27 protein-coding genes and 3 tRNA genes are annotated in these 24,475 nt (G+C 64.9%); 15 read left to right on the forward strand and 15 right to left on the reverse strand.

Annotated features, from left to right (window positions below; genetic code table 11):
- Positions 1-85 precede the first annotated feature (85 nt).
- The 5 genes from CSQ99_RS01660 (at position 86) to CSQ99_RS01680 (ending at position 5,408) form a co-directional block, all read left to right on the forward strand.
- A complete protein-coding gene (locus tag CSQ99_RS01660) occupies positions 86-1,075 on the forward strand; it encodes an oxygenase MpaB family protein (protein WP_099037272.1) in 990 nt (329 codons plus the stop codon).
- 60 nt (positions 1,076-1,135) lie between these two features.
- Positions 1,136-2,482 (forward strand): ABC1 kinase family protein, encoded by a 1,347-nt coding sequence (locus tag CSQ99_RS01665; RefSeq protein WP_099037273.1) that lies wholly within the window; start codon positions 1,136-1,138, stop codon positions 2,480-2,482.
- Positions 2,483-3,382: an alpha/beta fold hydrolase gene (locus tag CSQ99_RS01670; protein WP_099037274.1), complete on the forward strand. Its 900-nt coding sequence runs from the start codon at positions 2,483-2,485 to the stop codon at positions 3,380-3,382.
- 156 nt (positions 3,383-3,538) lie between these two features.
- Positions 3,539-4,408 (forward strand): cyclopropane mycolic acid synthase family methyltransferase, encoded by an 870-nt coding sequence (locus tag CSQ99_RS01675; RefSeq protein WP_099037357.1) that lies wholly within the window; start codon positions 3,539-3,541, stop codon positions 4,406-4,408.
- A gap of 100 nt (positions 4,409-4,508) precedes the next feature.
- Positions 4,509-5,408 (forward strand): cyclopropane mycolic acid synthase family methyltransferase, encoded by a 900-nt coding sequence (locus CSQ99_RS01680; protein WP_099037275.1) that lies wholly within the window; start codon positions 4,509-4,511, stop codon positions 5,406-5,408.
- A 23-nt stretch (positions 5,409-5,431) separates the two neighbouring features.
- Here CSQ99_RS01680 and CSQ99_RS01685 read toward each other — a convergent pair whose 3' ends face one another.
- The 12 genes from CSQ99_RS01685 to CSQ99_RS01740 form a co-directional block, all read right to left on the reverse strand.
- Complete coding sequence (locus CSQ99_RS01685) at positions 5,432-7,018, reverse strand: PE-PPE domain-containing protein (protein WP_099037276.1); 1,587 nt, start codon at positions 7,016-7,018, stop codon at positions 5,432-5,434.
- Between the two features lie 531 nt (positions 7,019-7,549).
- Positions 7,550-8,257 (reverse strand): 50S ribosomal protein L1, encoded by a 708-nt coding sequence (rplA, locus tag CSQ99_RS01690; RefSeq protein ID WP_099037277.1) that lies wholly within the window; start codon positions 8,255-8,257, stop codon positions 7,550-7,552.
- A gap of 67 nt (positions 8,258-8,324) precedes the next feature.
- Entirely contained in the window at positions 8,325-8,753 is a 429-nt protein-coding gene (gene rplK, locus CSQ99_RS01695) for a 50S ribosomal protein L11 (RefSeq protein ID WP_099037278.1), read from the reverse strand.
- 34 nt (positions 8,754-8,787) lie between these two features.
- Positions 8,788-9,576: a transcription termination/antitermination protein NusG gene (nusG, locus tag CSQ99_RS01700; protein ID WP_425437754.1), complete on the reverse strand. Its 789-nt coding sequence runs from the start codon at positions 9,574-9,576 to the stop codon at positions 8,788-8,790.
- Positions 9,577-9,638: 62 nt separating this feature from the next.
- Entirely contained in the window at positions 9,639-10,067 is a 429-nt protein-coding gene (gene secE / locus CSQ99_RS01705) for a preprotein translocase subunit SecE (RefSeq protein ID WP_176560814.1), read from the reverse strand.
- A gap of 68 nt (positions 10,068-10,135) precedes the next feature.
- Positions 10,136-10,208, reverse strand: a tRNA-Trp gene (locus tag CSQ99_RS01710).
- A 147-nt stretch (positions 10,209-10,355) separates the two neighbouring features.
- Entirely contained in the window at positions 10,356-10,883 is a 528-nt protein-coding gene (gene hadC, locus CSQ99_RS01715; protein WP_099037281.1) for a (3R)-hydroxyacyl-ACP dehydratase subunit HadC, read from the reverse strand.
- A gap of 3 nt (positions 10,884-10,886) precedes the next feature.
- On the reverse strand, positions 10,887-11,315 hold the full coding sequence (gene hadB / locus CSQ99_RS01720) for a (3R)-hydroxyacyl-ACP dehydratase subunit HadB (protein ID WP_099037282.1): 429 nt from the start codon (positions 11,313-11,315) through the stop codon (positions 10,887-10,889).
- On the reverse strand, positions 11,302-11,781 hold the full coding sequence (hadA, locus tag CSQ99_RS01725) for a (3R)-hydroxyacyl-ACP dehydratase subunit HadA (protein ID WP_099037283.1): 480 nt from the start codon (positions 11,779-11,781) through the stop codon (positions 11,302-11,304). Before hadA ends, hadB begins: the two co-directional genes overlap by 14 nt.
- Before the next feature lie 49 nt (positions 11,782-11,830).
- A complete protein-coding gene (gene rpmG, locus CSQ99_RS01730; RefSeq protein WP_003929651.1) occupies positions 11,831-11,998 on the reverse strand; it encodes a 50S ribosomal protein L33 in 168 nt (55 codons plus the stop codon).
- Between the two features lie 34 nt (positions 11,999-12,032).
- Positions 12,033-12,106 (reverse strand) — tRNA-Met (locus tag CSQ99_RS01735).
- 36 nt (positions 12,107-12,142) lie between these two features.
- Positions 12,143-12,215: transfer RNA gene (locus tag CSQ99_RS01740), tRNA-Thr, on the reverse strand.
- A gap of 100 nt (positions 12,216-12,315) precedes the next feature.
- Here CSQ99_RS01740 and CSQ99_RS01745 point away from each other — a divergent pair.
- From CSQ99_RS01745 to CSQ99_RS01785, 9 genes are all read left to right on the forward strand, one after another.
- Positions 12,316-13,176, forward strand: a complete 861-nt coding sequence (locus CSQ99_RS01745) for an NYN domain-containing protein (RefSeq protein ID WP_099037284.1) — start codon at positions 12,316-12,318, stop codon at positions 13,174-13,176.
- A gap of 120 nt (positions 13,177-13,296) precedes the next feature.
- Entirely contained in the window at positions 13,297-14,007 is a 711-nt protein-coding gene (locus CSQ99_RS01750) for an MBL fold metallo-hydrolase (RefSeq protein WP_099037285.1), read from the forward strand.
- A gap of 159 nt (positions 14,008-14,166) precedes the next feature.
- Positions 14,167-15,129, forward strand: a complete 963-nt coding sequence (locus CSQ99_RS01755; protein ID WP_099037286.1) for a hypothetical protein — start codon at positions 14,167-14,169, stop codon at positions 15,127-15,129.
- A gap of 85 nt (positions 15,130-15,214) precedes the next feature.
- Positions 15,215-15,913, forward strand: a complete 699-nt coding sequence (locus CSQ99_RS01760; RefSeq protein WP_099037287.1) for a crotonase/enoyl-CoA hydratase family protein — start codon at positions 15,215-15,217, stop codon at positions 15,911-15,913.
- A gap of 9 nt (positions 15,914-15,922) precedes the next feature.
- The gene (locus CSQ99_RS01765; protein ID WP_099037288.1) at positions 15,923-16,513 is read left to right on the forward strand and encodes a TetR/AcrR family transcriptional regulator; all 591 of its coding nucleotides are present in this window, start codon (positions 15,923-15,925) and stop codon (positions 16,511-16,513) included.
- A gap of 95 nt (positions 16,514-16,608) precedes the next feature.
- Positions 16,609-17,346 (forward strand): hypothetical protein, encoded by a 738-nt coding sequence (locus CSQ99_RS01770; protein WP_099037289.1) that lies wholly within the window; start codon positions 16,609-16,611, stop codon positions 17,344-17,346.
- Between the two features lie 31 nt (positions 17,347-17,377).
- Positions 17,378-18,946 carry an HD domain-containing phosphohydrolase gene (locus tag CSQ99_RS01775; RefSeq protein WP_245908607.1) on the forward strand — a complete coding sequence of 523 codons (1,569 nt, stop codon included), beginning with the start codon at positions 17,378-17,380 and terminating at the stop codon, positions 18,944-18,946.
- A gap of 48 nt (positions 18,947-18,994) precedes the next feature.
- On the forward strand, positions 18,995-19,744 hold the full coding sequence (gene mddA / locus CSQ99_RS01780) for a methanethiol S-methyltransferase (RefSeq protein WP_099037290.1): 750 nt from the start codon (positions 18,995-18,997) through the stop codon (positions 19,742-19,744).
- Positions 19,741-20,730, forward strand: coding sequence for a magnesium transporter CorA family protein (locus tag CSQ99_RS01785; protein WP_099037291.1), 990 nt, complete (start codon positions 19,741-19,743; stop codon positions 20,728-20,730). The genes mddA and CSQ99_RS01785 overlap by 4 nt, the downstream gene beginning before the upstream one ends.
- A 3-nt stretch (positions 20,731-20,733) precedes the next feature.
- Here CSQ99_RS01785 and CSQ99_RS01790 read toward each other — a convergent pair whose 3' ends face one another.
- From CSQ99_RS01790 to CSQ99_RS01800, 3 genes are read right to left on the reverse strand one after another with little or no spacing between them, the layout of a single operon-like run.
- Positions 20,734-21,861: an NAD(P)/FAD-dependent oxidoreductase gene (locus tag CSQ99_RS01790; RefSeq protein WP_099037292.1), complete on the reverse strand. Its 1,128-nt coding sequence runs from the start codon at positions 21,859-21,861 to the stop codon at positions 20,734-20,736.
- Positions 21,862-21,913: 52 nt separating this feature from the next.
- Positions 21,914-22,291 (reverse strand): VOC family protein, encoded by a 378-nt coding sequence (locus tag CSQ99_RS01795; RefSeq protein ID WP_099037293.1) that lies wholly within the window; start codon positions 22,289-22,291, stop codon positions 21,914-21,916.
- 44 nt (positions 22,292-22,335) lie between these two features.
- Positions 22,336-23,463 (reverse strand): glycoside hydrolase family 3 N-terminal domain-containing protein, encoded by a 1,128-nt coding sequence (locus CSQ99_RS01800; RefSeq protein WP_245908626.1) that lies wholly within the window; start codon positions 23,461-23,463, stop codon positions 22,336-22,338.
- Positions 23,464-23,633: 170 nt separating this feature from the next.
- Here CSQ99_RS01800 and CSQ99_RS01805 point away from each other — a divergent pair, with 170 nt between their 5' ends.
- Positions 23,634-24,392, forward strand: coding sequence for a DUF3060 domain-containing protein (locus CSQ99_RS01805; RefSeq protein WP_176560815.1), 759 nt, complete (start codon positions 23,634-23,636; stop codon positions 24,390-24,392).
- The last annotated feature ends 83 nt before the right edge of the window (positions 24,393-24,475 follow it).

Here is a 24,475-nt window from a genome sequence, read left to right on the forward strand (position 1 = left end):
AAGCCGAGCCGGCCAACTCTGGTCACACCCGTAGCCAAATAGTATTCTGGCTACAGCTGTAACCAGACTTCAGGAGGGAGCCACCGTGTACCTGCCGCACCAGATGGTCGGGCAATTCGTGAACCAGCGCTTCGACGAGGGCGTGCGCAAGCACTTCTTCAAGGGCATGGAGTTCGCCGCGCCCGTCGCCGATCCCGGCTGGTTCGGACCCGGCAGCGCCGTCTGGCACGTGCACTCCCACATGCACGCGCTGATCTTCGGCCTGCAATGCGCGGCGTACCTCGAGCGGTTGGACCCGTCGATCTACTGGATGGGCATGCATCATTCGCGCCTGGTGAAGCGCGATAAAGACGGGACGGCCATCCCCGAGATCGACCCCAGGGGCGCCTCGGTGCGACTCGGTCATTCCGTCGCGTTCTTCATCGGGACCGCGTACGGCTCGACCGAGACCGCCGAGCGGCTGGCAAAATCGGTGCGCTCGATGCACCACACCATCAAGGGCGTCCGGCCCGACGGCGCCGCCTATGACGCCGACGATCCCGAATGGCTGCGCTGGAACTACGCCACCGTCGTCTGGGGCCTGGCCACCGCACACGAGCTGTATCACCCGAACCCGCTGCGCGGGAAGAAGATCGACGACTACTACGGCGAGTTCGTGCGCGTCGGACATGCCCTCGGCGGAACCGACCTGCCTACCACCAAGGCCGACACGCTGGAATGCCTGAAGTCGTATCTGCCCAGGCTGGCCGTCACGCATGGCATGGCGATGTCCACCGGACCCAACCTCCCGATGCCGCACAGCGCCGTCGACTGGGCGATCCGCGACACGATGCCGAAGTGGGCCAAGGAACTGATCTCGCATCGCGACCCCAACATCGTCGAACGCACAGCCAGACGCGCCGCGGTGTGGAGCATCATCAATGGCCTGCACGTCGCGGCCGGCACAGCGCCGGAGTTCCGGCTGGCACAGGCGCGGGTGAAATCCGGAACCACGGTCAAACACACGCTGCCGACCTACGTGATCGGCGACGATCCGGTGCGCAGCCGCGATGAGGTGGAGCACAGTTTCGCTTAGGACTGTGACCCGATCCACACGTTTTCGCGGCTCAGCGCCGATTTTGAGAGACTGGCGGCTATGAGTACGACGAAACCACGCGAGGTGGCCAAACTGGACCGGGTTCCGCTGCCGGTCGAGGCCGCCCGGATAGGCGCGACGGGTTGGCAGGTAACCCGCACCGGCGCGCGAGTCGTCACCACGCTCGCCGGCAAAGGCTCGCTTCAGCAGAAGATCATCAAGCAGATCCCACAGACCTTCGCGGATCTCGGACCCACCTACGTCAAGTTCGGCCAGATCATCGCGTCGAGCCCCGGCGCGTTCGGCGAGCAGATGAGCCGCGAGTTCCGCAGCCTGCTCGATGCCGTACCGCCCGCCGACGAAGACGAAGTACACCAGCTGTTCAAGGAGGATCTCGGCGACGATCCGTCCAACCTGTTCGCCACCTTCGACGAGACGCCCTTCGCATCGGCGTCGATCGCTCAGGTGCACTACGCGACCCTGCACAGCGGCGAGGAGGTCGTCGTCAAGATCCAGCGGCCCGGCATCCGTCGCCGGGTCGCCGCCGACCTGCAGATCCTGAAACGCGGGGCACGCCTTGTCGAATTCGCCAAGCTCGGCCAGCGGCTGTCGGCGCAGGACGTCGTCGCGGACTTCGCGGACAATCTCGCCGAGGAGCTGGATTTCCGGCTCGAGGCACAGTCGATGGATGCCTGGGTGGCGCACATGCACGCCTCACCGCTGGGCAAGAACATCCGGGTGCCCCAGGTCTACTGGGACCTGACCAGCGAGCGAGTGCTCACCATGGAGCGGGTCACCGGTGTCCGCATCGACGACGCCGCGGCGATCCGCAAGGCCGGCTTCGACGGCACCGAACTCGTAAAGGCGTTGCTGTTCAGCGTCTTCGAGGGCGGGCTGCGACACGGCCTGTTCCACGGCGACCTGCACGCGGGCAATCTGTTCGTCGACCCCGACGGCAAGATCGTGTTCCTCGACTTCGGCATCATGGGCCGCGTCGACCCCCGCACACGGTGGCTGCTGCGCGAACTCGTGTACGCACTGCTGGTCAAGAAGGACCACGCCGCCGCGGGCAAGATCGTCGTGCTGATGGGCGCGGTCGGCACCATGAAGCCCGAGGCCGAAGCCGCGAAGGATCTGGAGAAGTTCGCGACGCCGCTGACCATGTCGTCGTTGGGCGATTTGAGCTATGCCGAGATCGGTAAACAACTTTCGACGCTGGCCGACGCCTACGACGTCAAGCTGCCGCGCGAGTTGGTGCTGATCGGCAAGCAGTTCCTCTACGTGGAGCGCTACATGAAGCTGCTCGCACCGAAGTGGCAGATGATGACCGACCCGCAGTTGACGGGGTACTTCGCCAACTTCATGGTCGAGGTCAGCAGAGAGCACACAGAAGAAGTCGAGGCCTGAGTGCAGACGCGCACCGGCACGGCCAAGTCCGGCGAGCTCGATATCTACTACGAGGACATGGGCGACCCCAACGACCCGGCCGTGCTGCTCATCATGGGACTCGGTGCGCAATTGTTGTTGTGGCGCAAGGATTTCTGCGAAAAGCTCGTCAACCAGGGCCTCCGTGTCATCCGCTACGACAATCGCGACGTCGGCCTGTCTTCCAAGGTGACCGGTCAGCACTCCGGCGCTTCCCTGGCGCCGAGAATGGTGCGCTCGTTCCTCGGACTGCGCAGCCCGGCGGTCTACACACTCGAGGATGTCGCCGATGATGCCGCCGCACTACTCGATCACCTGAAGATCGACACGGCCCATATCGTCGGCGCGTCCATGGGCGGCATGATCGCGCAGGTCTTCGCCGCGCGACACGACATGCGCACGAAGACCCTGGCCGTGATCTTCTCGAGCAACAACCAACCGGTATTGCCGCCGCCCGCGCCCAAACACCTGCTGGCGATCCTGCAGCGCCCCAAGGCCGCGACCCGCGACGCGATCATCGAGAACGCCATCCGCGTCAGCCGCATCATCGGCAGTCCCGGCTATCCCGCACCCGAGGACCGGATCCGCGCCGAGGCCATCGAGGGCTACGACCGCTCCTACTATCCGGCGGGTATCGGCCGGCAGTTCGCGGCGATCATGGGCAGCGGCAGCCTGCTGCACTATGACCGCCAGATCACCGCACCGACAGTGGTCATCCACGGCAAGGCCGACAAGCTGATGCGGCCGTTCGGCGGGCGCGCCGTCGCCCGCGCGATCAAGGGTGCGCGCCTGGTGCTCTTCGACGGCATGGGGCACGAGTTGCCGCGCGAACTCTGGGATGACATCGTCGGTGAACTGAAGACGAATTTCGCCGCCGCGTAAAGAATTTACGGCTCTGTAAGTGCTGTGATCCTGCCCTCGTAATTGCAGACCGACGGCAATAGACGTTACATTCGAAGACGAGTGCTCAGGGCTTTGCGAGCTGTCAACGTTGATGACGGCGGAGCTGCTGATTCGCCCCAGAAAGGCACCGAGCTGATGGCTGTTGCACGCAAACTAGAACCGCATTTCGAAGACGTCCAGGCGCATTACGACCTGTCCGACGAATTCTTCCGACTCTGGCTGGACCCCAGCCAGACCTACAGCTGCGCCTACTTCGAGCGCGACGACATGACGCTGGAAGAAGCGCAGCTGGCCAAAATCGACCTCGCGCTGGGCAAGCTGGGCCTGCAGCCCGGCATGACCCTGCTCGATGTCGGCTGCGGCTGGGGATCGACCATGATGCGAGCCATCGAGCGCTACGACGTCAACGTCATCGGTCTCACCTTGAGCGAGAACCAAAAGGCCCATGCGGAAAGGGTTTTCGCGAAATCCGACAGTCCGCGCGACAAGCAGGTGCGGCTGCAGGGCTGGGAGCAGTTCGACGAGCCCGTCGACCGCATCGTGAGCATCGGGGCGTTCGAACACTTCGGCTTCGACCGCTACACCGACTTCTTCAAGATGGCCTATGCCGCGCTTCCCGACGACGGCGTCATGCTGCTGCACACCATCACCGCGCTGACGCTGCCGCAGATGGCCGACCGCAAGATTCCGCTGACCTTCGAGGTGGCGCGGTTTGTGAAGTTCATCCTCACCGAGATCTTCCCGGGTGGGCGCCTGCCGTCCATCGAAAAGGTAGAGGAGTATGCGACGCCGGCCGGATTCACGCTGACCCGCCGGCAGTCGCTGCAAATGCACTATGCGCGCACTCTGGACACCTGGGCCGGGGCGCTCGCGGAGCACAAGGACGAGGCGATCGCCGTGCAGTCCGAAGAGGTCTACAACCGTTATATGCACTACCTAACGGGCTGCGCGCACGGCTTCCGGACTGGCTATATCGACGTCCACCAATTCACACTCGCAAAGTAGGCGCCGAATTAGGGCGTGAACCACGCCAAACGCTAGGGTGTACGACCAGATAGCACGTGGCGAATCCGTACACGTCACCAGGAAGGCCAACTAGCGAACCATGTCTGATAACTCCACCGGCACGAAGGATATGACTCCTCATTTCGAGGACATCCAGCACCACTACGACCTCTCGGACGACTTCTTCGGTGTGTTCCAGGACCCGACTCGCAAGTACAGCTGCGCCTTCTTCACCCGCCCCGACGTGACCCTGTCCGAGGCGCAGATCGCCAACGTCGACCAGCATCTGGACGCGCTGGACCTGAAGCCGGGTATGACCCTGCTCGAGGTCGGCTGCGGCTGGGGCCTCACGCTGCAGCGGGCGATGGAGAAGTACGACGTCAACGTCATCGGACTGACGCTGTCGAAGAATCAGAAGGCCTACTGCGACCAGCTACTGGCCAAGCTCGGCAGCGAGCGGACCTTCGATGTGCGACTGGAGGGCTGGGAGCAGTTCCACTCCCCCGTCGACCGGATCGTGTCGATCGAGGCGTTCGAGCACTTCGGCTTTGAACGCTACGACGACTTCTTCAAGACCTGTTTCGACATCCTGCCCGATGACGGCCGCATGACCATCCAGAGCAGTGTTGGCTACCACCCGTACGACCTGGCCGAGCGCGGCAAGAAGCTGACGTTCGAGTTGGCCCGGTTCGTCAAATTCATCATCACCGAGATCTTCCCGGGCGGACGCCTGCCGACCACGCAGATGATGGTCGAGCACGGCGAAAAGGCCGGCTTCGTGGTGCCCGAGCCGAAGTCGCTGCGCAACCACTACATCAAGACCCTCGGCATCTGGGCCGACCGGCTGGAGCGCGACAAGGAAGCGGCGATCGCCGCCACCGACGAGGAGAACTACCACCGCTACATGCGGTATCTCCTGGGCGCGCAGTACTACTTCATCGACGAATCCATCGATGTCAGCCTGGTCACCTACCTGAAGCCAGGCGCCGTCGCCGCCTGATCTTCAGCGCGAACTGGTCGCCGCTAGGCGGCGGCCGGCTCAGGGGTCTTGGCCTCTTCGGCGTCCTCGTTCTCTTCGGGATCCTTGTTCTCTTCGGAGTCCTTGATCACTTCGGGATCCTTCGTCTCCTCGAGATCCGTGATCACTTCGGGATCCTTGATCTCTTCGAGATCCGTGATCACTTCGGGATCCTTGATCTCTTCCACGATCTCGTTGCCCTCGATCAGGGTCTCCTCCTCGAGCACGATCTCCTCGACGATCTCCGCGGGCTCTAGCGTGCCTTCGGGCTCGATCGTGCCCTCGGTCAGAGTGAGGTCCTCAGCGGTCTCGATATTGGCGGCCAACTCAGTCCCTTCACCTTCAAACTGCTGCTCGACGTCGCCGGTTTCCTGCATGGGCGCCTGTCTGGCAAAGGCCGGCTCGTCCTCCTCGTCGGCCATCAACGGCGACACAGGAGGCCCAGTAACAATCGGAGGTGTCAGCGAGATTTCCTGGGTCAATCCGAAATTGGCCAAGAAGTTGTTAATGCCTTGTAAGACCGCCGGGATCAGCTTGAGGAAGAGCGTGATCGGGTTGAAAAACGGGATGAACCCGGTCCCGATGGGGGCGCCGAACGGAATCCCACGGGCGTAACCGGTCTCTTCGATGATCACGCGCAGCGCGGGCTCGAGAAGGTCGGCGATCGGCTTGCCGATCAACGGGATGAGATGCAGCGGCCGGACGAGCGGTAGGACCTTCGGCGTGATGGTGTAGTACTTGGTGTCGCCGTACTCCTGGTAGTTGACGATGCCGGGATTCAGCAGCGGGTAGGTCGTGAGGGCTTCCCACTCCTCGATGGTGTATCCGGCCGGAGTTTCACCCGGATCACTGTCCTCGTTCCACGCCAAATAGGTGCCGTGGTCGTAGGAGAATCCGAGGATCGAGTTGGCCACCGCCAGCGGATTCAAGAGGAACGTCGGCCAGTCGGCGATGCCCTCCCACCGGATCGCCCAGTCTTCGGTGGGGATGCCGTCGGGGAATGCGGTCGTGGAACCGGTGGGCGTCGGCTGACCAGTCGTCACATTGAGGATCGGGATGTAATGCAGGAAGCCCAATCGCGACAGCAGACCACCATTCGGGCGGTTGGGGTTCCCGATGAAGACGAACGCATCCGGGGTCTGGCCCACCCAATCGCCGTTGATGTAATGCATCTTCGCGATGCTGACCACGCGAGCCCCCTGCGAATACCCGGCGATCACGAAGTCGCCGGTCGTGGCGTCCGCGGCGGTTTTGAGGTTTTGCACTCCCTTCGCCACCGACACGTTGAAGGTGTCGCACGACAAATTCGGGCACCAACCGGGTAACGGAATCGGCCAAAATGACGCAGGGTAGTCGACTCCCTTTAGAACGTCGCAGCCGCCAGCGTTGGCGCACGGCTCCTGCATGTAGTAGTCGCGGAAGTTCTCCATGTATCCGCCGACGCCGTTTGCGTTCGGCGTGCCCGTGCCCGGCACGATCAGCGCGGTGGCGGCCAGGCTGACGGCCGCGACCAGCGCCGTCACGGCGCCGAGAACGGCTGTGCCCAGCAAGCTCAGGAGGAACAGAACGACGACTCGACCGGCCTTGCGCATGCGTAAACAATCACATAACGCACCGCGTGGATCCGTCGGAATCGAAAATTTGCTCAGAGAAGTTTCGTATCGACTGTCGGATTTTCCGCGGCGCCGTTCGTCGACCTGGTAGGAAGTGGGACGCAGCGTTCTGCTGGCATCCGAAAGATGACGCCATGTACTGCTTCGCCCTGTTGCTAGGACCCGAGTCGCTGACGCGCGGACCAGAGGGAGCAGGTCGACGAATCATCGACTAGTTCTGCAGCCGAATTCCGGCTTTGCGACTCGTCCCGAACACCCCGGCACCGATACTTCGGGAACGACGTCATCCACCAACGGTTGAAGCTGCGAGGGATCATTCGGATCCCACGCTGGGCGCCAAGTTAGCTGGACAGCCCGCTTGGCAGCGCAACGGACTCGCCGCGGTTGCCGGCCGCTGAGCGGAAGTGTGGTCGGCCGACACAGGCTGCGGCGGGCAGACGTGCAACAGCCCCTATATCGTCAGATTCGACAATTTCTTCAGCGATTCGCCGCCGACGCAATTTCGGCTGACTACGCCTCGGTGAAGTTGCGGGTTACCGCCGGGTCCACGGGGATGCCCGGACCCGTCGTCGTCGACACGACAACCTTCTTGAGGTAGCGCCCCTTCGACGACGACGGCTTGGCGCGCAGCACCTCATCGAGCGCCGCGCCGTAGTTCTCCGCCAGCTTCTTCTCGTCGAACGACGCCTTGCCGATCACGAAGTGCAGGTTGGCCTGCTTGTCGACACGGAAGTTGATCTTGCCGCCCTTGATGTCGGACACGGCCTTGGCGACATCGGGAGTCACCGTGCCGGTCTTCGGGTTGGGCATCAGGCCACGCGGGCCGAGCACACGGGCGATCTTGCCGACCTTGGCCATCTGATCCGGCGTCGCGATCGCGGCGTCGAAGTCCAGGAAGCCGCCCTGAATCTTCTCGATCAGGTCGTCGCTGCCCACCTCGTCGGCGCCGGCAGCCAGGGCCGCCTCCGCCTTGTCGCCGACCGCGAACACCACGACGCGTGCGGTCTTACCGGTGCCGTTGGGCAGGTTGACGGTGCCGCGCACCATCTGGTCGGCCTTACGCGGGTCGACGCCCAGCCGGATGGCAACCTCGACGGTCGCGTCCTGCTTCTTCGACGACGTCTCCTTGGCCAGGCGCACGGCCTCGATCGGGGAGTACAGGTTGTCCTTGTCGACCTTCTCGGCCGCTTCGCGATATGCCTTGCTGTTCTTGCTCATTGGTGTCTCCTAATTGATGAGTTGTGGTTGGCGGGCCGCAGCTGGCCCTCCCACGGGTACGGCCGAACTATTCGACCGTGATCCCCATCGACCGGGCGGTGCCGGCGATGATCTTGGACGCCGCGTCAATGTCGTTGGCGTTCAAGTCTTCCTTCTTGGTCTCGGCGATCTCGCGCACCTGAGCCCAGGACACCTTGGCGACCTTGGTGGTGTGCGGGGTGCCGGAACCCTTCTGCACGCCTGCAGCCTTCAGCAGCAGCTTGGCGGCGGGCGGGGTCTTCAGCGCGAACGTGAAGCTGCGGTCCTCGTAGACGGTGATCTCCACGGGGATGACGTTGCCGCGCTGGCTCTCCGTCGCGGCGTTGTACGCCTTGCAGAACTCCATGATGTTGACGCCGTGCTGGCCGAGCGCCGGACCCACGGGCGGGGCGGGGTTGGCCGCTCCGGCCTGGATCTGCAGCTTGATCAGCCCAGTGACCTTCTTCTTCGGGGCCATGAGTGTTCGGTTTCCTTTTCTTTCTTACTTGTCTTTAGATCTTGGCGACCTGAGTAAAGGTCAGTTCGACGGGTGTCTCGCGACCGAAGATCGACACCAGCACCTTGAGCTTCTGCTGCTCGGCGTTGACCTCGCTGATCGATGCGGGCAGCGTCGCGAATGGGCCGTCCATGACCGTGACCGATTCGCCGACCTCGAAGTCGACGAGGATTTCCGGACGCTCCATCGAGGCCTCGGAGGACGCGGCCGCGCCCGCAGTGCTCTTCGCCGGCTTCTTCGCCGATGCGGGCGGCAGCAGGAACTTCACCACGTCGTCCAATGATAAGGGCGACGGCCGTGACGTCGCTCCGACAAAACCGGTGACGCCGGGCGTATTGCGCACCGCGCCCCACGACTCGTCGTTGAGCTCCATCCGGACCAGGATGTAGCCGGGCAGCACCTTGCGGTTGACCTGCTTACGCTGGCCGTTCTTGATCTCGGTGACCTCTTCGGTGGGCACCTCGACCTGGAAGATGTAGTCACCGACGTCGAGGTTCTGCACGCGGGTCTCGAGGTTGGCCTTCACCTTGTTCTCGTAACCGGCGTAGCTGTGGATGACGTACCAGTCGCCGGGCCGGGCGCGCAGATCCTTCTTCAGCGCGACGGCCGGGTCCTCGTCCTCGTCTTCCGCAGGCGCTTCGGCGGCGACATCAGGCTCAGCATCCTCAGCAGGCGCCGGCGCGTCTTCCACGGCCTCGGCAGCTGTGCTGTCCTCCAGGCGCTCAGCGGCCTCGTCTGCGATCACGGTTGCCGGGTCCGCTGCTTCTGCGAGCGCGTCAGACACGGCCGAAGGCGTATCGCCCTCGAAGGAAGTCACTAGTCAGTCCTCTCTCAATACATCACTCGTCAGCCGAACACCCACATGACGAGCTTGCCCACGCCCAGATCGACTCCGCCGATCAGCGCCACCATGAACGCCAGGAAGACCAGCACCACCGCGGTGTAGCTGACCATCTGCTTGCGGTTCGGCCAGATCACCTTGCGCAGCTCGGCAACGACCTGCTTCAGGTAGTTCCACACGTAGAGGAGCGGGTTGCGCGAGGGACCGTCGCCACGCTTCTTGGCGGTCTTCTTCGCGGTGCCCGAGCCGTTCTTGGTCGGGGACGCTTGGCTGCCGGTTTCCAGGTCCACAGCGCTGCTGACGTCCTCGCCGCTGGACACGCGCCGCGACCGCTTGCCGCTGGGCCGGGTCGGCCGGGTTACGACCGCGCCGTTGCCGTCACCGGTATCGCCGGGGGCGTCTGCGGAGCCGTCACGATCACGCTCGTCGCTCACCGCATGCCTTTCGTCTGTTGTCGGGGGGACACCATCCAGTGTCCACGCTTGTCGAGTATTCAGTTGAGCAGGGGCGACAGGACTTGAACCTGCAACCTGCGGTTTTGGAGACCGCTGCTCTGCCAGTTGAGCTACGCCCCTTCAGGATGGCACTACAGGCAGAACCACCCGGGTCCGGGGCTCACACAATTTGCGCGCTCCCCGTTCGGTCGATCTATAACCGACGGACAGCGCGCTGGACTGGGAAAACCCCGAGTAGCGAGTGTAGCGCGCCACCCGCACAACGTACTAATCCGCCGCCTGTCCGTTCTCGCCGGAAGCTGTGCGGACGACCTGACCCGTCTCGGGGTCCCACTTCACCGCGATCGAGTTGTCGCCCTCGTGGCCCATGAGCGTGGTGAACGCCTCCATCACGATGGTGCCGTCCTGCTCGGCACAGACATTGCGGGTCGTCACGATGTCGGCGCCGAACCTCTCGACCACCGTCTCGACGTACATGGTCCCGGTCAGCCGGTCGCCGACCTTGATCGGCCGGTGGAACCGAAACTTCTGGTCGACCTGGACGATCTGCATGGTTTCCATGCCGACGTCGACGTGCTGAAAGAAGTGAGTCTGGATCATCACCGCGAAGATCGACGCAAAAGTGAGCGGCGCTATGAGGGCGTCATGGCCGAGTTCGGCGGCTGCAGCCTCGTCGACAGTGGCCGGCGCGGTCGACTTCACCGCTTTCGCAAACTGGCGGACCTGTTCGCGGCCCACCACGAACGTGTCGGGATACTCCCAGACCATCCCCCGGATGTCTGTCTTCAGAGCCATCCGCTACGCCAGCTTCGCAGTGGCGACCGCGCGGCCGAAGATCTTTTTTCCGCCCGCAGTGGCCGTCAATGCGATGGTCACCGACTTCGTCTCGGGTTCAACGGATTTCACACGTCCGCTGAAAACGATTTCGGCACCCACACCGTCGTTGGGAACCGGGACCACAGCGGTGAACCGCACGTTGTATTCGGTGACCGCCGCGGGGTCCCCGACCCAGGAGGTGATGTAGCCGCCCCCCAATCCCATGGTGAGCATCCCGTGGGCGATCGCGGTGTCCAGGCCGACCTGCTTGGCGATCTCGTCATCCCAGTGGATGGGGTTCAGGTCGCCGGACACGCCGGCGTAGTTCACCAGGTCACCCCGCGTCAGCGGGATCACTTTCTCGGGAAGCAGGTCGCCCACCTTCACCGAATCGAACTCACGCAGTGCCATCGCTGAAACCCTCTTCTCCCTCTTCGCCGGTGCGGCCCGCGAGGGTCGTGTAAGTCTCCTGGACAACGTCACCGTTGTCGTCGGTGACGACGTTCTTGGTGACGATGATGTCGGTGCCGTGCGCCTGCTTGACGGAGTCCACGTACACGTCGCAGTAGAGCGTGTCACCGGCGTGGATCGGCTTGCGGAACTTCACCACCTGATCCACTTGGACGATCTGCATGTCGCTGATGCCGATGTTGGCACTGGCGAAGAACGCCGTCTGCGCCTGGTAACCGAATACCGAGATGAACGTCAGCGGCGCACAGATCGCGTCGTGTCCCAGCTCGGCGGCAGCGGCGTCGTCGTGGTAGGCGGGGTCCTCGTTCTTCACCGCGACGGCATACTCGCGCAGCTTCTCCCGCCCGACGACGTAGCTGTCGGGATAGCGGAAGTGCATCCCGACGATCTGCTTCGACAGCGACAAAGTGGACCTATCCGTCAACCGCGGGCAACCGCCCGCGGGTTGGTGCGCGCTAGCGCGATTCCTTATGCGCCTGGTGCTTGCCGCAGTTCGGGCAGAACTTCTTGATCTCGAGGCGATCGGGGTCGTTACGGCGGTTCTTCTTCGTGATGTAGTTGCGGTGCTTGCACACCTCGCAGGCCAAGGTGATCTTGGGCCGTACGTCTGTACTGGAGGCCACTTCTTCGTCCTTCGTCTAACTGTTGGTCGTCTTGTAGCGGTGGGGGGACTCGATCCCCCGACCTCACGATTATGAGTCGTGCGCTCTAACCAGCTGAGCTACACCGCCCCGATAGTCCGGTCCGGCGCACCGTCCCGTCCACCGAGCCCCCTAACGGAATCGAACCGTTGACCTTTTCCTTACCATGGAAACGCTCTACCGACTGAGCTAAGGGGGCGTGACCCGACAGTCGTGCCGTGGGCCTTAAAGAGGGTACATTCTCGGCGTTTGCCTCGCCAAACCGCTGTTGGCGGCCAACAGGGTGATAGGACGGACATGTGACCGAATCCGGCGCTCCACGCGTGGCCGTCTACCTCGATTTCGACAACATCGTCATCTCTCGGTACGACCAGATCCACGGGCGCAGCTCGTTTCAGCGCGACAGAACGGCGGGATTTCACACCAAGCCCGGCCGCCTCACCGAGGCGACCGTCGACGTCAGCGCCATCATCGACTTCGCCTCCTCGTTCGGCACGCTGGTGCTGACGCGGGCCTACGCCGACTGGTCGGCCGACGTCAACGCCGAATACCAGGGTCAGCTCGTCGGCCGCGCGGTCGACCTGGTCCAGCTGTTTCCCGCCGCCGCGTACGCCAAGAACGGTGCCGACATCCGGTTGGCGGTCGACGCGGTGGAGGACATGTTCCGGCTGCCCGACCTCACCCACGTCGTCATCGTCGCCGGCGACTCCGACTACATCCCGTTGGCGCAACGCTGCAAACGGCTCGGCCGCTACGTCGTCGGCATCGGTATCACCGGTTCGATCAGCAAGTCACTGACTGCCGCGTGCGACGAGTTCGTCACCTACGACGCGCTGCCGGGTGTGCCGGTGACCGAGCCGTCCAAGAAGAAGCCGCGCAAGAAGGCCGCCGACGGTGACTCCGAACCCGACGGGCCCGACCCCCAGGCCGCCGCGACCGCACTTCTGGAGCGGGCGCTGCGGATCGGCCACGAGAAGGACGACGCCGACTGGCTGCACAACTCCGCGGTCAAGGCGCAGATGAAGCGGATGGACCCGTCATTCTCGGAGAAGTCGCTGGGATTCCGCTCGTTCAGCGACTTCCTGCGCTCCCACGCCGAGGTGGCCGAGCTCGATGAGAGCAGCACCACCCGCATGGTCCGGCTCAAGGTTGCGGAATGACTCCGCTGTTGGAGCTAGCGGCGAAATCGACACCAGGGTTGTGGATCGCAGGCACCACTTCGAATAAGCGGCCATGGTGTCAAACTCGCGCATAGCAGCCGACTGAATAGTCTGAATCCCATGACGGATCGCTTGTACTTTCGCCAGCTGCTCTCCGGCCGGGATTTCGCCGCAGGCGACGTGATCGCCGAGCAGATGCGCAACTTCGCCTATCTCATCGGCGACCGCGAGACCGGCGATTGCGTCGTCGTCGATCCGGCGTATGCGGCGGGTGACCTGGTTGACGCGCTGGAGGCCGACGGCATGCACCTCTCGGGCGTGCTGGTCAGCCACCACCACCCCGACCATGTCGGCGGCTCGATGATGGGATTCGAACTGAAGGGCCTCGCCGAGCTGCTCGAGCGGGTCAGCGTGCCCGTGCACGTCAACAGCGTTGAGGCCGAATGGGTTTCACGAGTCACCGGGATCGCCCGCAGCGAGCTGACCGACCATCAGCATGGCGATGTGATCAAGGTCGGCGACATCGACATCGAGCTTCTCCATACTCCTGGCCACACCCCGGGAAGCCAGTGCTTCCTGCTGGACGGCCGACTTGTCGCGGGCGACACGCTGTTTCTGGAGGGCTGCGGTCGTACCGACTTCCCCGGTGGCGATGTCGACGAGATGTTCCGCAGCCTGCAGGCGCTGGCTCAGCTGTCCGGCGATCCGACCGTCTTTCCTGGCCACTGGTATTCGCAGGAGCCCAGTGCGGCGCTTTCAGAGGTGCGGCGCACCAATTACGTATATCGCGCCAGCAATCTGGATCAGTGGCGCATGTTGATGGGCGGTTGAGCGCTGCGGATTCGTTGTCGTAGCTGGCAAGGTCGCCGCCAACCTCGTTAGGCACTCCGGTCTCTGCTTACCCAGCGTCCTGGGCTTTTCCAGCAAATGACGCGAGCGCAAATTTCTCTGATTCTGTAGCGGCGGACGGACCGTGATATACGTCGGTACGTGGAACGGGTCGATTTCCGGGCACTCAGCGTGACCGACGTATCGCCCAGTGGGTGGACTGCACTGGCTGCGTGGGTGGCGGTCATGGTGCTCATTGCGGCATTGGTATACGCGTGGCGGGCCTACCAACGGGCCAGAACACACGCCGAAGAGCTGATGCAGCCCAACGTGGCGATGTACATGGAGCCGGCCGCCAACGACTGGCATCTCGTCGAACTCGTCGTCAAGAACTTCGGTCAGACCGCGGCGTACAGCATCCGATTCGAGTGGGCGCATCCTCCAACCGTCGGCAAGTACGAGAACGTGTACGAGGATCGCTACGTCGACATCGTGCCGCTGAATCTCCCGGCAGAGATCCCGTACCTGGCGCCGTCGCAGGAGTTCCGGATCGTGTGGGATTCGGCGCTGGACCGCCGCGAACTCGGAGAGACCATCGCGTCCCGCTTCGACGGCGCAGTCACCTACTTCGACAAGCCCACGAGTAAGGGATCGAAGCGGGCCGGACGTCAGTTCCGGTCGGCGGCCGTATTGGACTGGGCCACACTGCATCCCGTCGAGCGGCTGCAGTTGCTGACCACCCATGATCTGGCCCGGCAGGAGAAGCAGAAGCTCGAACTGCTGCGCAATCTGTTGACGTACTACCACTACGCGGCAAGCGAGAGTCGCGAAGAGGTCCTGCGCAGCGAGATCAACAGGGTGCGCACCGCCGCCGACAAGATGCGCGAGCGCCTGTCCACCGCCCAGGCGAAAGCACCCGCTGCGGAAAGCGCGCCACCGCCACCGCCACCGCGACGGGAGGCTCCGCCGCGGAAGGCTTCGTTCAATGCGCCCCTGCGCGAGGTGCCGTTCGACGGCCCGGCGGCAGCGGATGTCCCCAAGGACAACGGAGCGGACTACGACGACGATGACGCCCAGACCCAGGTGATCAACGGTGGTCCCCGGCACCGGCGCGATCTCGCTTAGCTTGGCTTTCGTTTAGGAGCCTTGGCTTTCGTAACACTGTTTCGTAACATCGATCTGGAAACTCGACGCACTCAAAGGAGAGGCGATGACCAGCCCGGTTGGCTACGAGCTCAACGATTCAGTCGCGACGATCACCATGGACGACGGCAAAGTCAATGTGCTGGGTCCCGACATGCAGGCCGCGATCAACGTGGCCCTCGACCGCGCCGAGAAGGACTCCGCGAAGGCCGTCGTGCTCGCGGGCAATGACCGCGTGTTCAGCGGCGGATTCGACCTCGCGGTATTCCAGTCGGGCGACCCGCAGGCGGCGCACAACATGTTGGCCGGCGGCTTCGAGCTGTCGGTGCGATGCCTGACGTTCCCCGCGCCGGTGATCATGGCCGCGACGGGCTCGGCGATCGCGATGGGGTCGTTCCTGCTGCTGTCGGGCGACCACCGGGTCGGGCAGCCGAAGACCAAATGCCAGGCGATCGAGGTGGCCATCGGGATGACGATTCCGATCTCGGCGATCGAGATCATGCGGATGCGGTTGACGCCCGCGGCGTTCCAACGCGGCACGGCACTGGCATCGATCTACGTCGGCGACGAGACGATCACCGCGGGCTGGCTGGACGAGATCGTCGAAAAGGACCAGGTACTCGCCAGCGCCCAGGCCGCCGCAGCCGCGGCGGCGCAGTTGCACACCGGCGCACATGTAGCGACCAAACTCAAGGCCCGCGAATCGGCGTTGCAGGCGATCCAGGCCGGAATCGACGGTTTGGCAACGGAATTCAGCCTCGGCTAGGCCGCTGAGATGCCCAGGGCCAAGCAACGCACGCCCGAACTGCGCGAGCACCTGCTGGAGGTCGCGGTAGCGACGCTGGCCGCCGAGGGCTTCTCGGGGTTCACGACGCGACGGGTGGCCGAGCGGGCGGGCACGTCGGTGCCCGCGGTCTACGAGCTGTTCACCGACAAGGCCGGCCTGGTGCGGGCGATGTTCTTCGAGGGCTTCCGGCTGCTCGGCGCTGAGCTGGCAAAGGTGCCGGTCACCGACGATCCACTCGACGATCTGGAACGGCTGGTGCCGGTGTTCCGGCACTTTTGCCGCGCCTATCCGAGGCTGGCGCAGGTGATGTTCTCGCGGCCGTTCATGGACTTCGAGCCGGGACCCGACGAGCTGGCGGCGGGAGCATCGGTGCGCGAAGTGTTCATCGGCCGGATCCAGCGGTGCGTCGATGCGGGGCTGCTGTCGGGCGACGTCACGGACATCGCGCACGTGCTGCTCGCATTGGCGCAGGGATTGGCTGTGCAGGAGTTGGGCCGCTGGCTTGGCCCGTCGGGGCCGTCAGTCGAGCGACGATGGAAGCTGGGCGTCGAGTCGCTGCTAGCGGGCTTCCGCGGCTGACGTTTCGCTTGCGCCAATGGAATCGAGCCCGGCAGCCTCGAACTTGGGGCAATTGCCCCATGTGGCCTCCCGTGCCGTCAACAAATGATGACGGCATGACCACGACACCTCAAGCGGCCGCGACCGCAGCCAGAAACCTGCCCCTCCCCGACGGCGACGAGGAACGCGTCGTCGGCTTCGGCGTGATGGGCCTGCCCTTCGCCAACGGGCACTACCTGGCGTTCCGCGACTTCCCCGAGACGTCCTTCTCCCCCGCCTATCTGTCGGTGTGGCATCGCACCCCGGACGGCGTATGGACGTTCTACGCGACCACGCCCGGCCCGCAGAGCTGCTCGCGCTACTTCAGCTCGGCCACCCCCGTCGACCCGGTCGTCTGCGACATCACGTCGCGCTGGGTGACGCCGTGGTCCCTCGCGATTTCCATTGACTCAGTGCTGGATTGGCGCGTCGACATCAAAGCCACGCCCGCAACACGACTGATGAGCGCCATCGGATCAAAGCTGCCCGCGGCGATGTCGCGAAGCCGCAAAGTGCTCGCCGCGATGAGCCCCGCCGTCGGGCCGCTGTTGGGTGTCGGCCGGATCAAGCTGACCGGCAACCTGCCCAACGGTCAGGAGTTCCGGATCGCACCGCGACGGGTGTGGGCGGTCGCCGACTCGAGCGCCGTCCTGCGCGGCGAGGATCTCGGCTCCGTCGGCCCACATCCCGTGCAGGGCAACCTCGCGGACTTCCAGCTCCCCCAGCGCGGCATCTGCGTCGTCGCACAGGGCCGTTTCGAGGCGTTCGACGTCGCGCGGCATCGCGACGGCGACCGTCTTGACCTATCCGGCTGACCAACCGATGACAACGGCGCAGAATCGGCACATGCCCTCCCGGCAGGCGCAGCCAGACCTTCCGACCCGCGCGGAGGTACTGGCGGCGCTGTCGGTGGCCATCGACCTCGGATTGGGGCAGCCCGCCGAGCACATGCTGCGGTCGGCGCTGATCGCGACGCGGATCGCCGACCGTCTGGGACTTGCTGCATCACAGCGCGATTGCATCTACTACGCCACGCTGATCATGTGGATCGGCTGTCACGCCGACTCTCATGAGTACGCGCGCTGGTTCGGTGACGACATCGCGGTGCGTCGCGGCTCCTATCTCGTCGACTGGTCGGGGCTGCCGTACCAACGCTTCCTGCTGACCAACATCGGCCGCGGCGAGTCGCTACTGTCGCGACTGAAAACCGCGGCGACGCTGTATGCCAATGCACGAGGGCATATTTCGCAGCTCATCCACTCACATTGCACGTCGGCGGCGCTGCTGGCCGAACACATCGGGCTTTCCGACGACGTGCAGACCGCGTTGCGGTTCACCTTCGAACGCTTCGACGGCGGCGGTCTGCCGACCGGGGCGTCCGGCGAGGCCATTCCGATCGAGATGCGGGTGGCCCAGCTCGCCGACATGGTCGAGGTGCATCAGCGGGAGTACGGGACCGAGGGTGCGGTCGCGATGGCCCGCAGCCGCCGCGGCGGGCAGTTCGATCCGGCCGTGGTCGACGCGTTCGTCGCCGACCCGGCCGGCGTGCTCGCGGTGCCGTCGGCCGGCGATGTGTGGGGCACCGCGCTGCAACACGCACCGGATCGCAACACCCGCCTCGACGGCCCGTCACTGGACGCGCTGCTGGTGGCGCTCGGCGATTTCGTCGACCTCAAATGTCCGTTCACCCTGGGGCATTCACGGAAGGTCGCCCAGCTGGCGGCCGATGGTGCCGTCAGCGCAGGACTGGACGACGACGCCGTCACGTTGACTCGAAGAGCGGCATGGGTACACGACGTCGGCCGCATCGGGGTGTCGAACCAGATCTGGTCCAAATCAGGCGATTTGACGATGGCCGAGTTCGAGCGGATGCGGCTGCACCCCTACCTCTCCGAGCGCATCCTGTCGCGGGTGCACGGCCTGAAGGACGTGGCGGCGGTGGCCACCAATCATCACGAATGCCTCGACGGCTCCGGGTATCCGCGCGGGCTGGCGGCGCGGCAGCTGACGATGCCCGACCGATTGCTGGCGTGCGCGGTGAGCTATCAGAGCGCGCTCGAACCGCGGCCCTACCGTGAGGCACTCGGGCCGGCCGGTGCCGCACGCCGGCTACGTGAACGCGTCCGCGACGGCGAGCTGGACTCGGTGGCCGCCGACGCCGTGCTGTACGCCTCCGGTCATGCACCCGACCGGCCGAAGGCACGACCCCACGGGCTGACCGCGCGCGAGGTCGAGGTGCTCCGACTGGTGGCCCATGGTGCAAGCAACAAGGAGATCGCCGCCAAACTGGTGCTCAGCGAGAAGACGGTCCGCAACCACGTGGAGCGCACGTACACCAAGATCGGCGTCTCGAACCGGATCGGGGCAAGCATGTACGCCCTCGAACACGGACTGGCGGACCCACCCGAGAGTTGAGGCATCCGCCCCATGCGTCGACGGCCCGCCGGGGCGCAAGGTCGAACCATGAACCGATCCCTGGCCGTCGTGTACGGCACGCTGAGCTACACCCTGTTCCTCGTTGTCTTTCTGTACCTGATCGGATTTGTCGGCGGATTCGTGCCGCGAAGTGTCGACGAAGCCGTCGCCGCCCCGGTGGGGTGGGCGGTGCTGATCGACGTCGCGTTGGTGACGGTTTTCGCGCTGCAGCACAGCGTGATGGCGCGCCCCGCGTTCAAGAAATGGTGGACCCGCATCGTGCCGGCGCCCATCGAACGGAGCACCTACGTGCTGGCGGCGAGTCTCGTTCTCGTCGTGATGTTTTGGCAGTGGCGCGAGCTCCCCACCGTCGTCTGGGACGTCACTTGGCAGCCTGCGCGTCTTGGATTGTGGGCGCTGTTCTGGCTGGGCTGGGCGACGGTGCTGGCATCGACGTTCATGATCAATCACTTCGAGTTGTTCGGGCTGAAGCAGGTGTTCGCGAACTGGCGGGCGCGGCCGTCGGTCGAGACGGGCTTCCGGACGACGCTGCTCTACCGAGTGGTGCGCCACCCGCTGATGCTGGGCTTCCTCATCGCCTTCTGGGCCGCGCCGACCATGACCGCGGGTCACCTGTTGTTCGCCGCGGTGATGACGGGCTACATCCTGCTGGCCCTGCAGATCGAGGAGCACGACCTGATGGCGGCGCTGGGCTCGCACTACGCCGAGTACCGCAAGCGGGTCCCCATGCTGATCCCAGGGCTCCGCAGGCGTGACACTGACATGATGGTTGGGTGACCGATGTCCGGGGCCGGGTGTGGCGAGACGGCAAGCCGCAGGAGGACTTCGAGTTCGCGTCGATCTCGGACTATCTCGCCGACGACGACGCGCTGATCTGGTGCGACATCTACGACCCCGACCACGCGATCCTCAAGGATCTGGCGCTCGAACTCGATCTCGACAACTGGGCCGTCGAGGACGCAATCGCCGACGCCGAGCGCACCAAGGCCGTCGTCTACCGCTCACACACCTTCTTCACGGTGTACAGCGTGGTGATCAAGGATCCGCTGCCCCAGGACGACTCCGAGTCGATCCTGGACATCCACCGCATCTCGGGGTTCGTGCTGCCGCGCGGACTGATCACGGTGCGATTGTCGCCGCACTTCGACATCGACTCCGTCTCGCAGCGATTCGACGAGCTCGGCGGCCAGGAGTACGGCGTGGGGGCGCTGGTGCACGGCCTGCTCGACGTCGTCGTCGACGGTCACTTCGACGCGGTGCAGGCGCTCGACGACGGTATCGAGTCGGTCGAGGACGATCTCTTCGAGAACAACGTCCGAAAAGGTCTACAGCGAAAGACGTTCCGCCTGCGTAAGGATCTGGTCGAGTTGCGCCGGGTGGTGCTGCCGATGCGCGAGGTCGTCAACTCGATTCAGCACCGCAGGCTGGACGCCAAAACCTCACCCGAACTCGATCCGCTGTATGCCGACCTGTACGACCACGTGCTGCGCGCGTCGGAGTGGACAGAATCGTTGCGGGACATGATCACCACGGTGTTCGAAACCAACCTGTCGCTGCAGGATGCCCGGCTGAACACGGTCATGAAGAAGCTCACCGGATGGGCGGCGATCATCGCGGTGCCGACGGCGATCACCGGCTTCTACGGACAGAACGTGCTCTACCCCGGCATCGAGACGGTGGGCGGTTTCGTCACCAGCACATCGATCATCGTGCTGCTGGTGCTCGTTCTGTACTGGACGTTCAAGCGGAAGGATTGGTTGTGATCGCTAGGCCCGCAACAGTTCTTCGGCGCGCCGGTGGTCCTCGTCGGCGTTGAGGGTCAGCACGCCGACGACGTCACCTCCGGTCTCGTACCAGACCGTGAACCCGTTGTGGTTGTCGACCAGCCGGCAGGTTTCGTAGTTGCCCCAGCCGCTGTACTTGAGAACCGAATCGCCGATGGTGCAGGAGAATCCGGGCACCTGATCCCAGGAGGCCGAGAACCCGGCGGCGGTGAGTCCGGCGACGAGGCCCTCGTGCGCGGCGTCGCGCCAGTGCTCGGCGCGGATGCGCCTTCTGGCGGTCACGTTGTGGGCGAGTGCGACGTCGCCCGCGGCATAGACGTTGCGCGCCGAGGCGTGCATGTGCTCGTCGACCACGATGCGCCCGTCGCGAGTCTCCAATCCCGCCGACTCGGCCAACCTGATGTCAGGCCGCATACCGGTCGCCGATACGACAAGGTCCGCCTGAACGGTGGTGCCGTCGTCGAGCACCACACACGAGTCGCCGATCTCGGTCACGGTGGTCTCGCCGACGAAGCCGACTCCGTTGTCGGAGAGGATCTTGACCACGCGCTCACCGGCTTCGAGCCCGAATCGCCGCTGCAGGGGAACGGCTTCCGCGGCCACGAGCGCGGTGTCCACGCCGCTGGCCGCCAGGCAGGCCGCGGCCTCACAGCCGATCAGACCGCCGCCGATCACGACCGCTGAGTCCGCGTAGCGGGCCGCCATCTTGAGCGCGACCGCGTCGCCGAACGAACGCAGGGTGAGCGCGGCCTCGGCGCCGGGGATATCCAGCTTGACCGCCGCGGCGCCCGAAGCCACGACGAGGTGCCAGTAGGGGTAGCGCTGTCCGCCGGCCGTGACCACTTCCTGGCCGGCGGTGTCGATGCGGTCGACGGTGACGCCGCGAATGAGTTCGACGTTGTTGCGGCCGAACCAACCGGCACTGTGCAGGTCACGCTTGGCCTCGCGCCCGCAGAGATAGCCCTTGCTCAGCGGGGGCCTGGCATACGGCAGCGCGGGGTCGACGGTGAGGATGCGCACGGGAATGCCGGGGTGCTTGCTGCGGAACGTCTCCGCCGCGCTCAGCCCCGCGGGACCACTCCCGATGGCGATGAATCCTGGTGCAGCCACGTTTCCTGGGTACCCCGCTGAGGGGTCCGCGACGTGCTTTGTCAGTCTTTTGTCACTTTTGCTGATCGTCGACTCCCCACACCAGACAGAAGGTGTGACCGGCCGGGTCGCGATACACCCGGAAGAGGTTGTCCTCGGCGGCATCGCTCACCCGGGTCGCGCCCAGCGCAAGGACTTCACGCTCGGCGGCGTCGACGTCGTCGACCGCGATGTCGAGGTGGAATTGCTGCGAACCGTGCGGATCGGGAAAGCGGGGCGGATCGTGCTGGGGAGACAGCTGGAAGGCGAGCCGGCGTCCTGTGGGGTCGGTCAGCACCACCCACGTGTCGTCCTCTGCATAGAGGCTGCCACCGAGAACACCGGCGTAGAAGGTGGCCAGGCCTCGCGGGTCGCGGCAGTCGAGGACGGTGGATCGCAGCTTTCCCAGCATGACTGCGGGGTTGCCGCTATCGCGACACCGCAAACGCCTGGTGCTCAGCCCATACAGTTGGGCGACGAGCTCTTCGACGCCGCCACGCGCGTCGCCGACTCGTTCACGCGGTCCATGCTCAACTGACCCGAATTGACCGCCTGCTCAAGGGAATCCAAAACCGCAGGCACTTCGTCGGTGGTGATCCACAGCGCGATGTCGGCGCCGGCCTGCAGCGCGCGCAGCACCGCCTCGGGCACGCCGTACTGCTCGTTGATCGCGGCCATGCTGGACAGGTCGTCGGTGTACACCAGGCCGGAGAAGGGCGGGCCGCCGTAGCCCCCGGACCGCAGCAGGTCGTAGGCCGGCGCCGACAGGCTGGCCTGATCGGTGCCCGTCAGGCCAGGCACCTGCACGTGACCGAGCATCACGGCGACGGGATGCTGGGTGGTCAACGTCCGGTACGGGAGCAGGTCGTCGGCCTGCAGTTGCTCGATCGGTGGGACGCTCACGCCGCCCGTGTGCGAATCGCCCGAGCCATGGCCATGTCCGGGGAAGTGTTTGAGCACCGGAAGCAGTCCTGCGTCACGCAACCCTTGCGCGTACGCGCCTGCGTAGGCAGTCACGGTCTCGGCGTTCGAGCCGAACGACCGATCGCCGATCACGGTGTCGTCGGGCGCATCGGTGACGTCGACCACCGGGGCGAAATCGACTGTGATTCCGAGCTGTTTCATCGCGCGGCCACGTTCCAGCGCGATGTCGTAGACGTCATCGGGTGAGCTCGTGGCGGCCAGGACGCGCGGCGACGGCTGCTCGCCGATGATGGGCGCCAGCCGTGACACGCGGCCGCCTTCCTCATCGACGCTGACCGCGAGCGGCAGCGGACCCGTCGAAGCGGCGATCCCGGGCAGGGATCCGTCCTGCAGCATCGACAGGTCGGTCCAGCTGCCGATCATGATGCCGCCGATGTGATGGTCGGCCGCCACGGCCCGGGCGTCCTCGGCGCCGGTCACACCGACCATGAGGAGCTGTGCGAGCTTGTCGCGGGTGGACAAGGTGTTGACCAGGGCTTCGGCCTCGCTGCACGTCGGCGGCACGGGCGCGCTGGGGGCCGGTGAGCTGGGTGCAGAGGCCTGGGTCGACGGCGATGTCGACGATCCCGGGAGCCTGGGCTTGACGACGAACACCACCATGGCGCCGAGCAAGGCCAAGGCGAACACCGTGAACGCGATCGTCATCCACCGAGGCGTCTCGTTCCGTCGTTTGGCGCCGCGCGAGTTCTGCGTTCCTGGCATGGCAAAGAAAGTACCTGGCGTCGTTGCTTCGACGCCCACACATGATCGCGATATGCGAATATCTGCGCATGACCTCCCCGGAAGACCCCGAGGAACGGATCCGGCAGCTCGAGCAGTCGGCGGCCGGGTACGGGGCCCGGGAGCTGGGCACCGACGATCCGCCCCGTTACGCCGAAGGCGTCAACCCCACGGCCCAGCTGCCGCCACCCCCGTACGGCAACCCGCCTTACGGAAGTCCGCCGCCGTACGGAAGTCCGCCGTCCTACGGCAACCCGTATCAGCCGCCGTTCGGCACGCACTACACGCCGGTCGAGAAGAAGCCGAGCGTTCCCGTCGGATTGGTCATCGGAGTGATCGCGGTCGTGTTCGCCGGCCTAGTCGGGATCGCCGCGGTCGTGTGGAGGGTGTCGTCAACGGTCGAGGAGGTGGCCGGTGGCGGCGGGTCGGTCGATCGCCCGGGTGGCGCGTCGACCTACAGCCCACCGTCGATCTCCTTTCCGAGCATTCCGAGCTTTCCGAGCATTCCCGATATTCCCGGCCGCGAGACGGAACAGACCGCGACACCCGGCGCTCCGGCGAGCGTGTCGGGCGTCGACGGAACCCAGACGGTCGTCTGCCAAGGCGGCGACGTGAGCATCAGCGGGGTCAACAACACGGTCACGCTGACCGGACAATGCGTCAACGTCACCGTGTCGGGCGTCGAGAACAAGGTCACCGTCGACAGCGCCGATGTGATCGGTGCGTCCGGCTTCGACAACGAAATCGTCTATCTCTCGGGCGATCCGGAGATCAACAGGAGCGGATCAAACTCGGTCACGCGAGGCTGATCCGCGCTGCATCCCTCTCCGTTCGCGCCGCGTCTCCCTCTCCGTTCGCGCCGCGTCCCTCGGAGGTACTCCTCGACTTGCCA

It is taken from the genome of Mycobacterium neglectum, assembly GCF_002591975.1.
In the GTDB taxonomy this organism is placed as follows: Bacteria; Actinomycetota; Actinomycetes; order Mycobacteriales; family Mycobacteriaceae; genus Mycobacterium; species Mycobacterium neglectum.

Excerpts from the sequence above, each read along its gene's own strand:
- CSQ99_RS01665 (WP_099037273.1), top strand. The coding sequence starts at position 1,136 with ATGAGTACGACGAAACCACGCGAGGTGGCCAAACTGGACCGGGTTCCG.
- CSQ99_RS01675 (WP_099037357.1), top strand. The coding sequence starts at position 3,539 with ATGGCTGTTGCACGCAAACTAGAACCGCATTTCGAAGACGTCCAGGCG.
- CSQ99_RS01680 (WP_099037275.1), top strand. The coding sequence starts at position 4,509 with ATGTCTGATAACTCCACCGGCACGAAGGATATGACTCCTCATTTCGAG.
- CSQ99_RS01685 (WP_099037276.1), bottom strand. The coding sequence starts at position 7,018 with ATGCGCAAGGCCGGTCGAGTCGTCGTTCTGTTCCTCCTGAGCTTGCTG.
- rplA (WP_099037277.1), bottom strand. The coding sequence starts at position 8,257 with ATGAGCAAGAACAGCAAGGCATATCGCGAAGCGGCCGAGAAGGTCGAC.
- rplK (WP_099037278.1), bottom strand. The coding sequence starts at position 8,753 with ATGGCCCCGAAGAAGAAGGTCACTGGGCTGATCAAGCTGCAGATCCAG.
- hadC (WP_099037281.1), bottom strand. The coding sequence starts at position 10,883 with ATGGCTCTGAAGACAGACATCCGGGGGATGGTCTGGGAGTATCCCGAC.
- hadB (WP_099037282.1), bottom strand. The coding sequence starts at position 11,315 with ATGGCACTGCGTGAGTTCGATTCGGTGAAGGTGGGCGACCTGCTTCCC.
- CSQ99_RS01750 (WP_099037285.1), top strand. The coding sequence starts at position 13,297 with ATGACGGATCGCTTGTACTTTCGCCAGCTGCTCTCCGGCCGGGATTTC.
- CSQ99_RS01760 (WP_099037287.1), top strand. The coding sequence starts at position 15,215 with ATGACCAGCCCGGTTGGCTACGAGCTCAACGATTCAGTCGCGACGATC.
- CSQ99_RS01765 (WP_099037288.1), top strand. The coding sequence starts at position 15,923 with ATGCCCAGGGCCAAGCAACGCACGCCCGAACTGCGCGAGCACCTGCTG.
- CSQ99_RS01770 (WP_099037289.1), top strand. The coding sequence starts at position 16,609 with ATGACCACGACACCTCAAGCGGCCGCGACCGCAGCCAGAAACCTGCCC.
- CSQ99_RS01775 (WP_245908607.1), top strand. The coding sequence starts at position 17,378 with ATGCCCTCCCGGCAGGCGCAGCCAGACCTTCCGACCCGCGCGGAGGTA.
- mddA (WP_099037290.1), top strand. The coding sequence starts at position 18,995 with ATGAACCGATCCCTGGCCGTCGTGTACGGCACGCTGAGCTACACCCTG.
- CSQ99_RS01795 (WP_099037293.1), bottom strand. The coding sequence starts at position 22,291 with ATGCTGGGAAAGCTGCGATCCACCGTCCTCGACTGCCGCGACCCGCGA.
- CSQ99_RS01800 (WP_245908626.1), bottom strand. The coding sequence starts at position 23,463 with ATGGTGGTGTTCGTCGTCAAGCCCAGGCTCCCGGGATCGTCGACATCG.
- CSQ99_RS01805 (WP_176560815.1), top strand. The coding sequence starts at position 23,634 with ATGACCTCCCCGGAAGACCCCGAGGAACGGATCCGGCAGCTCGAGCAG.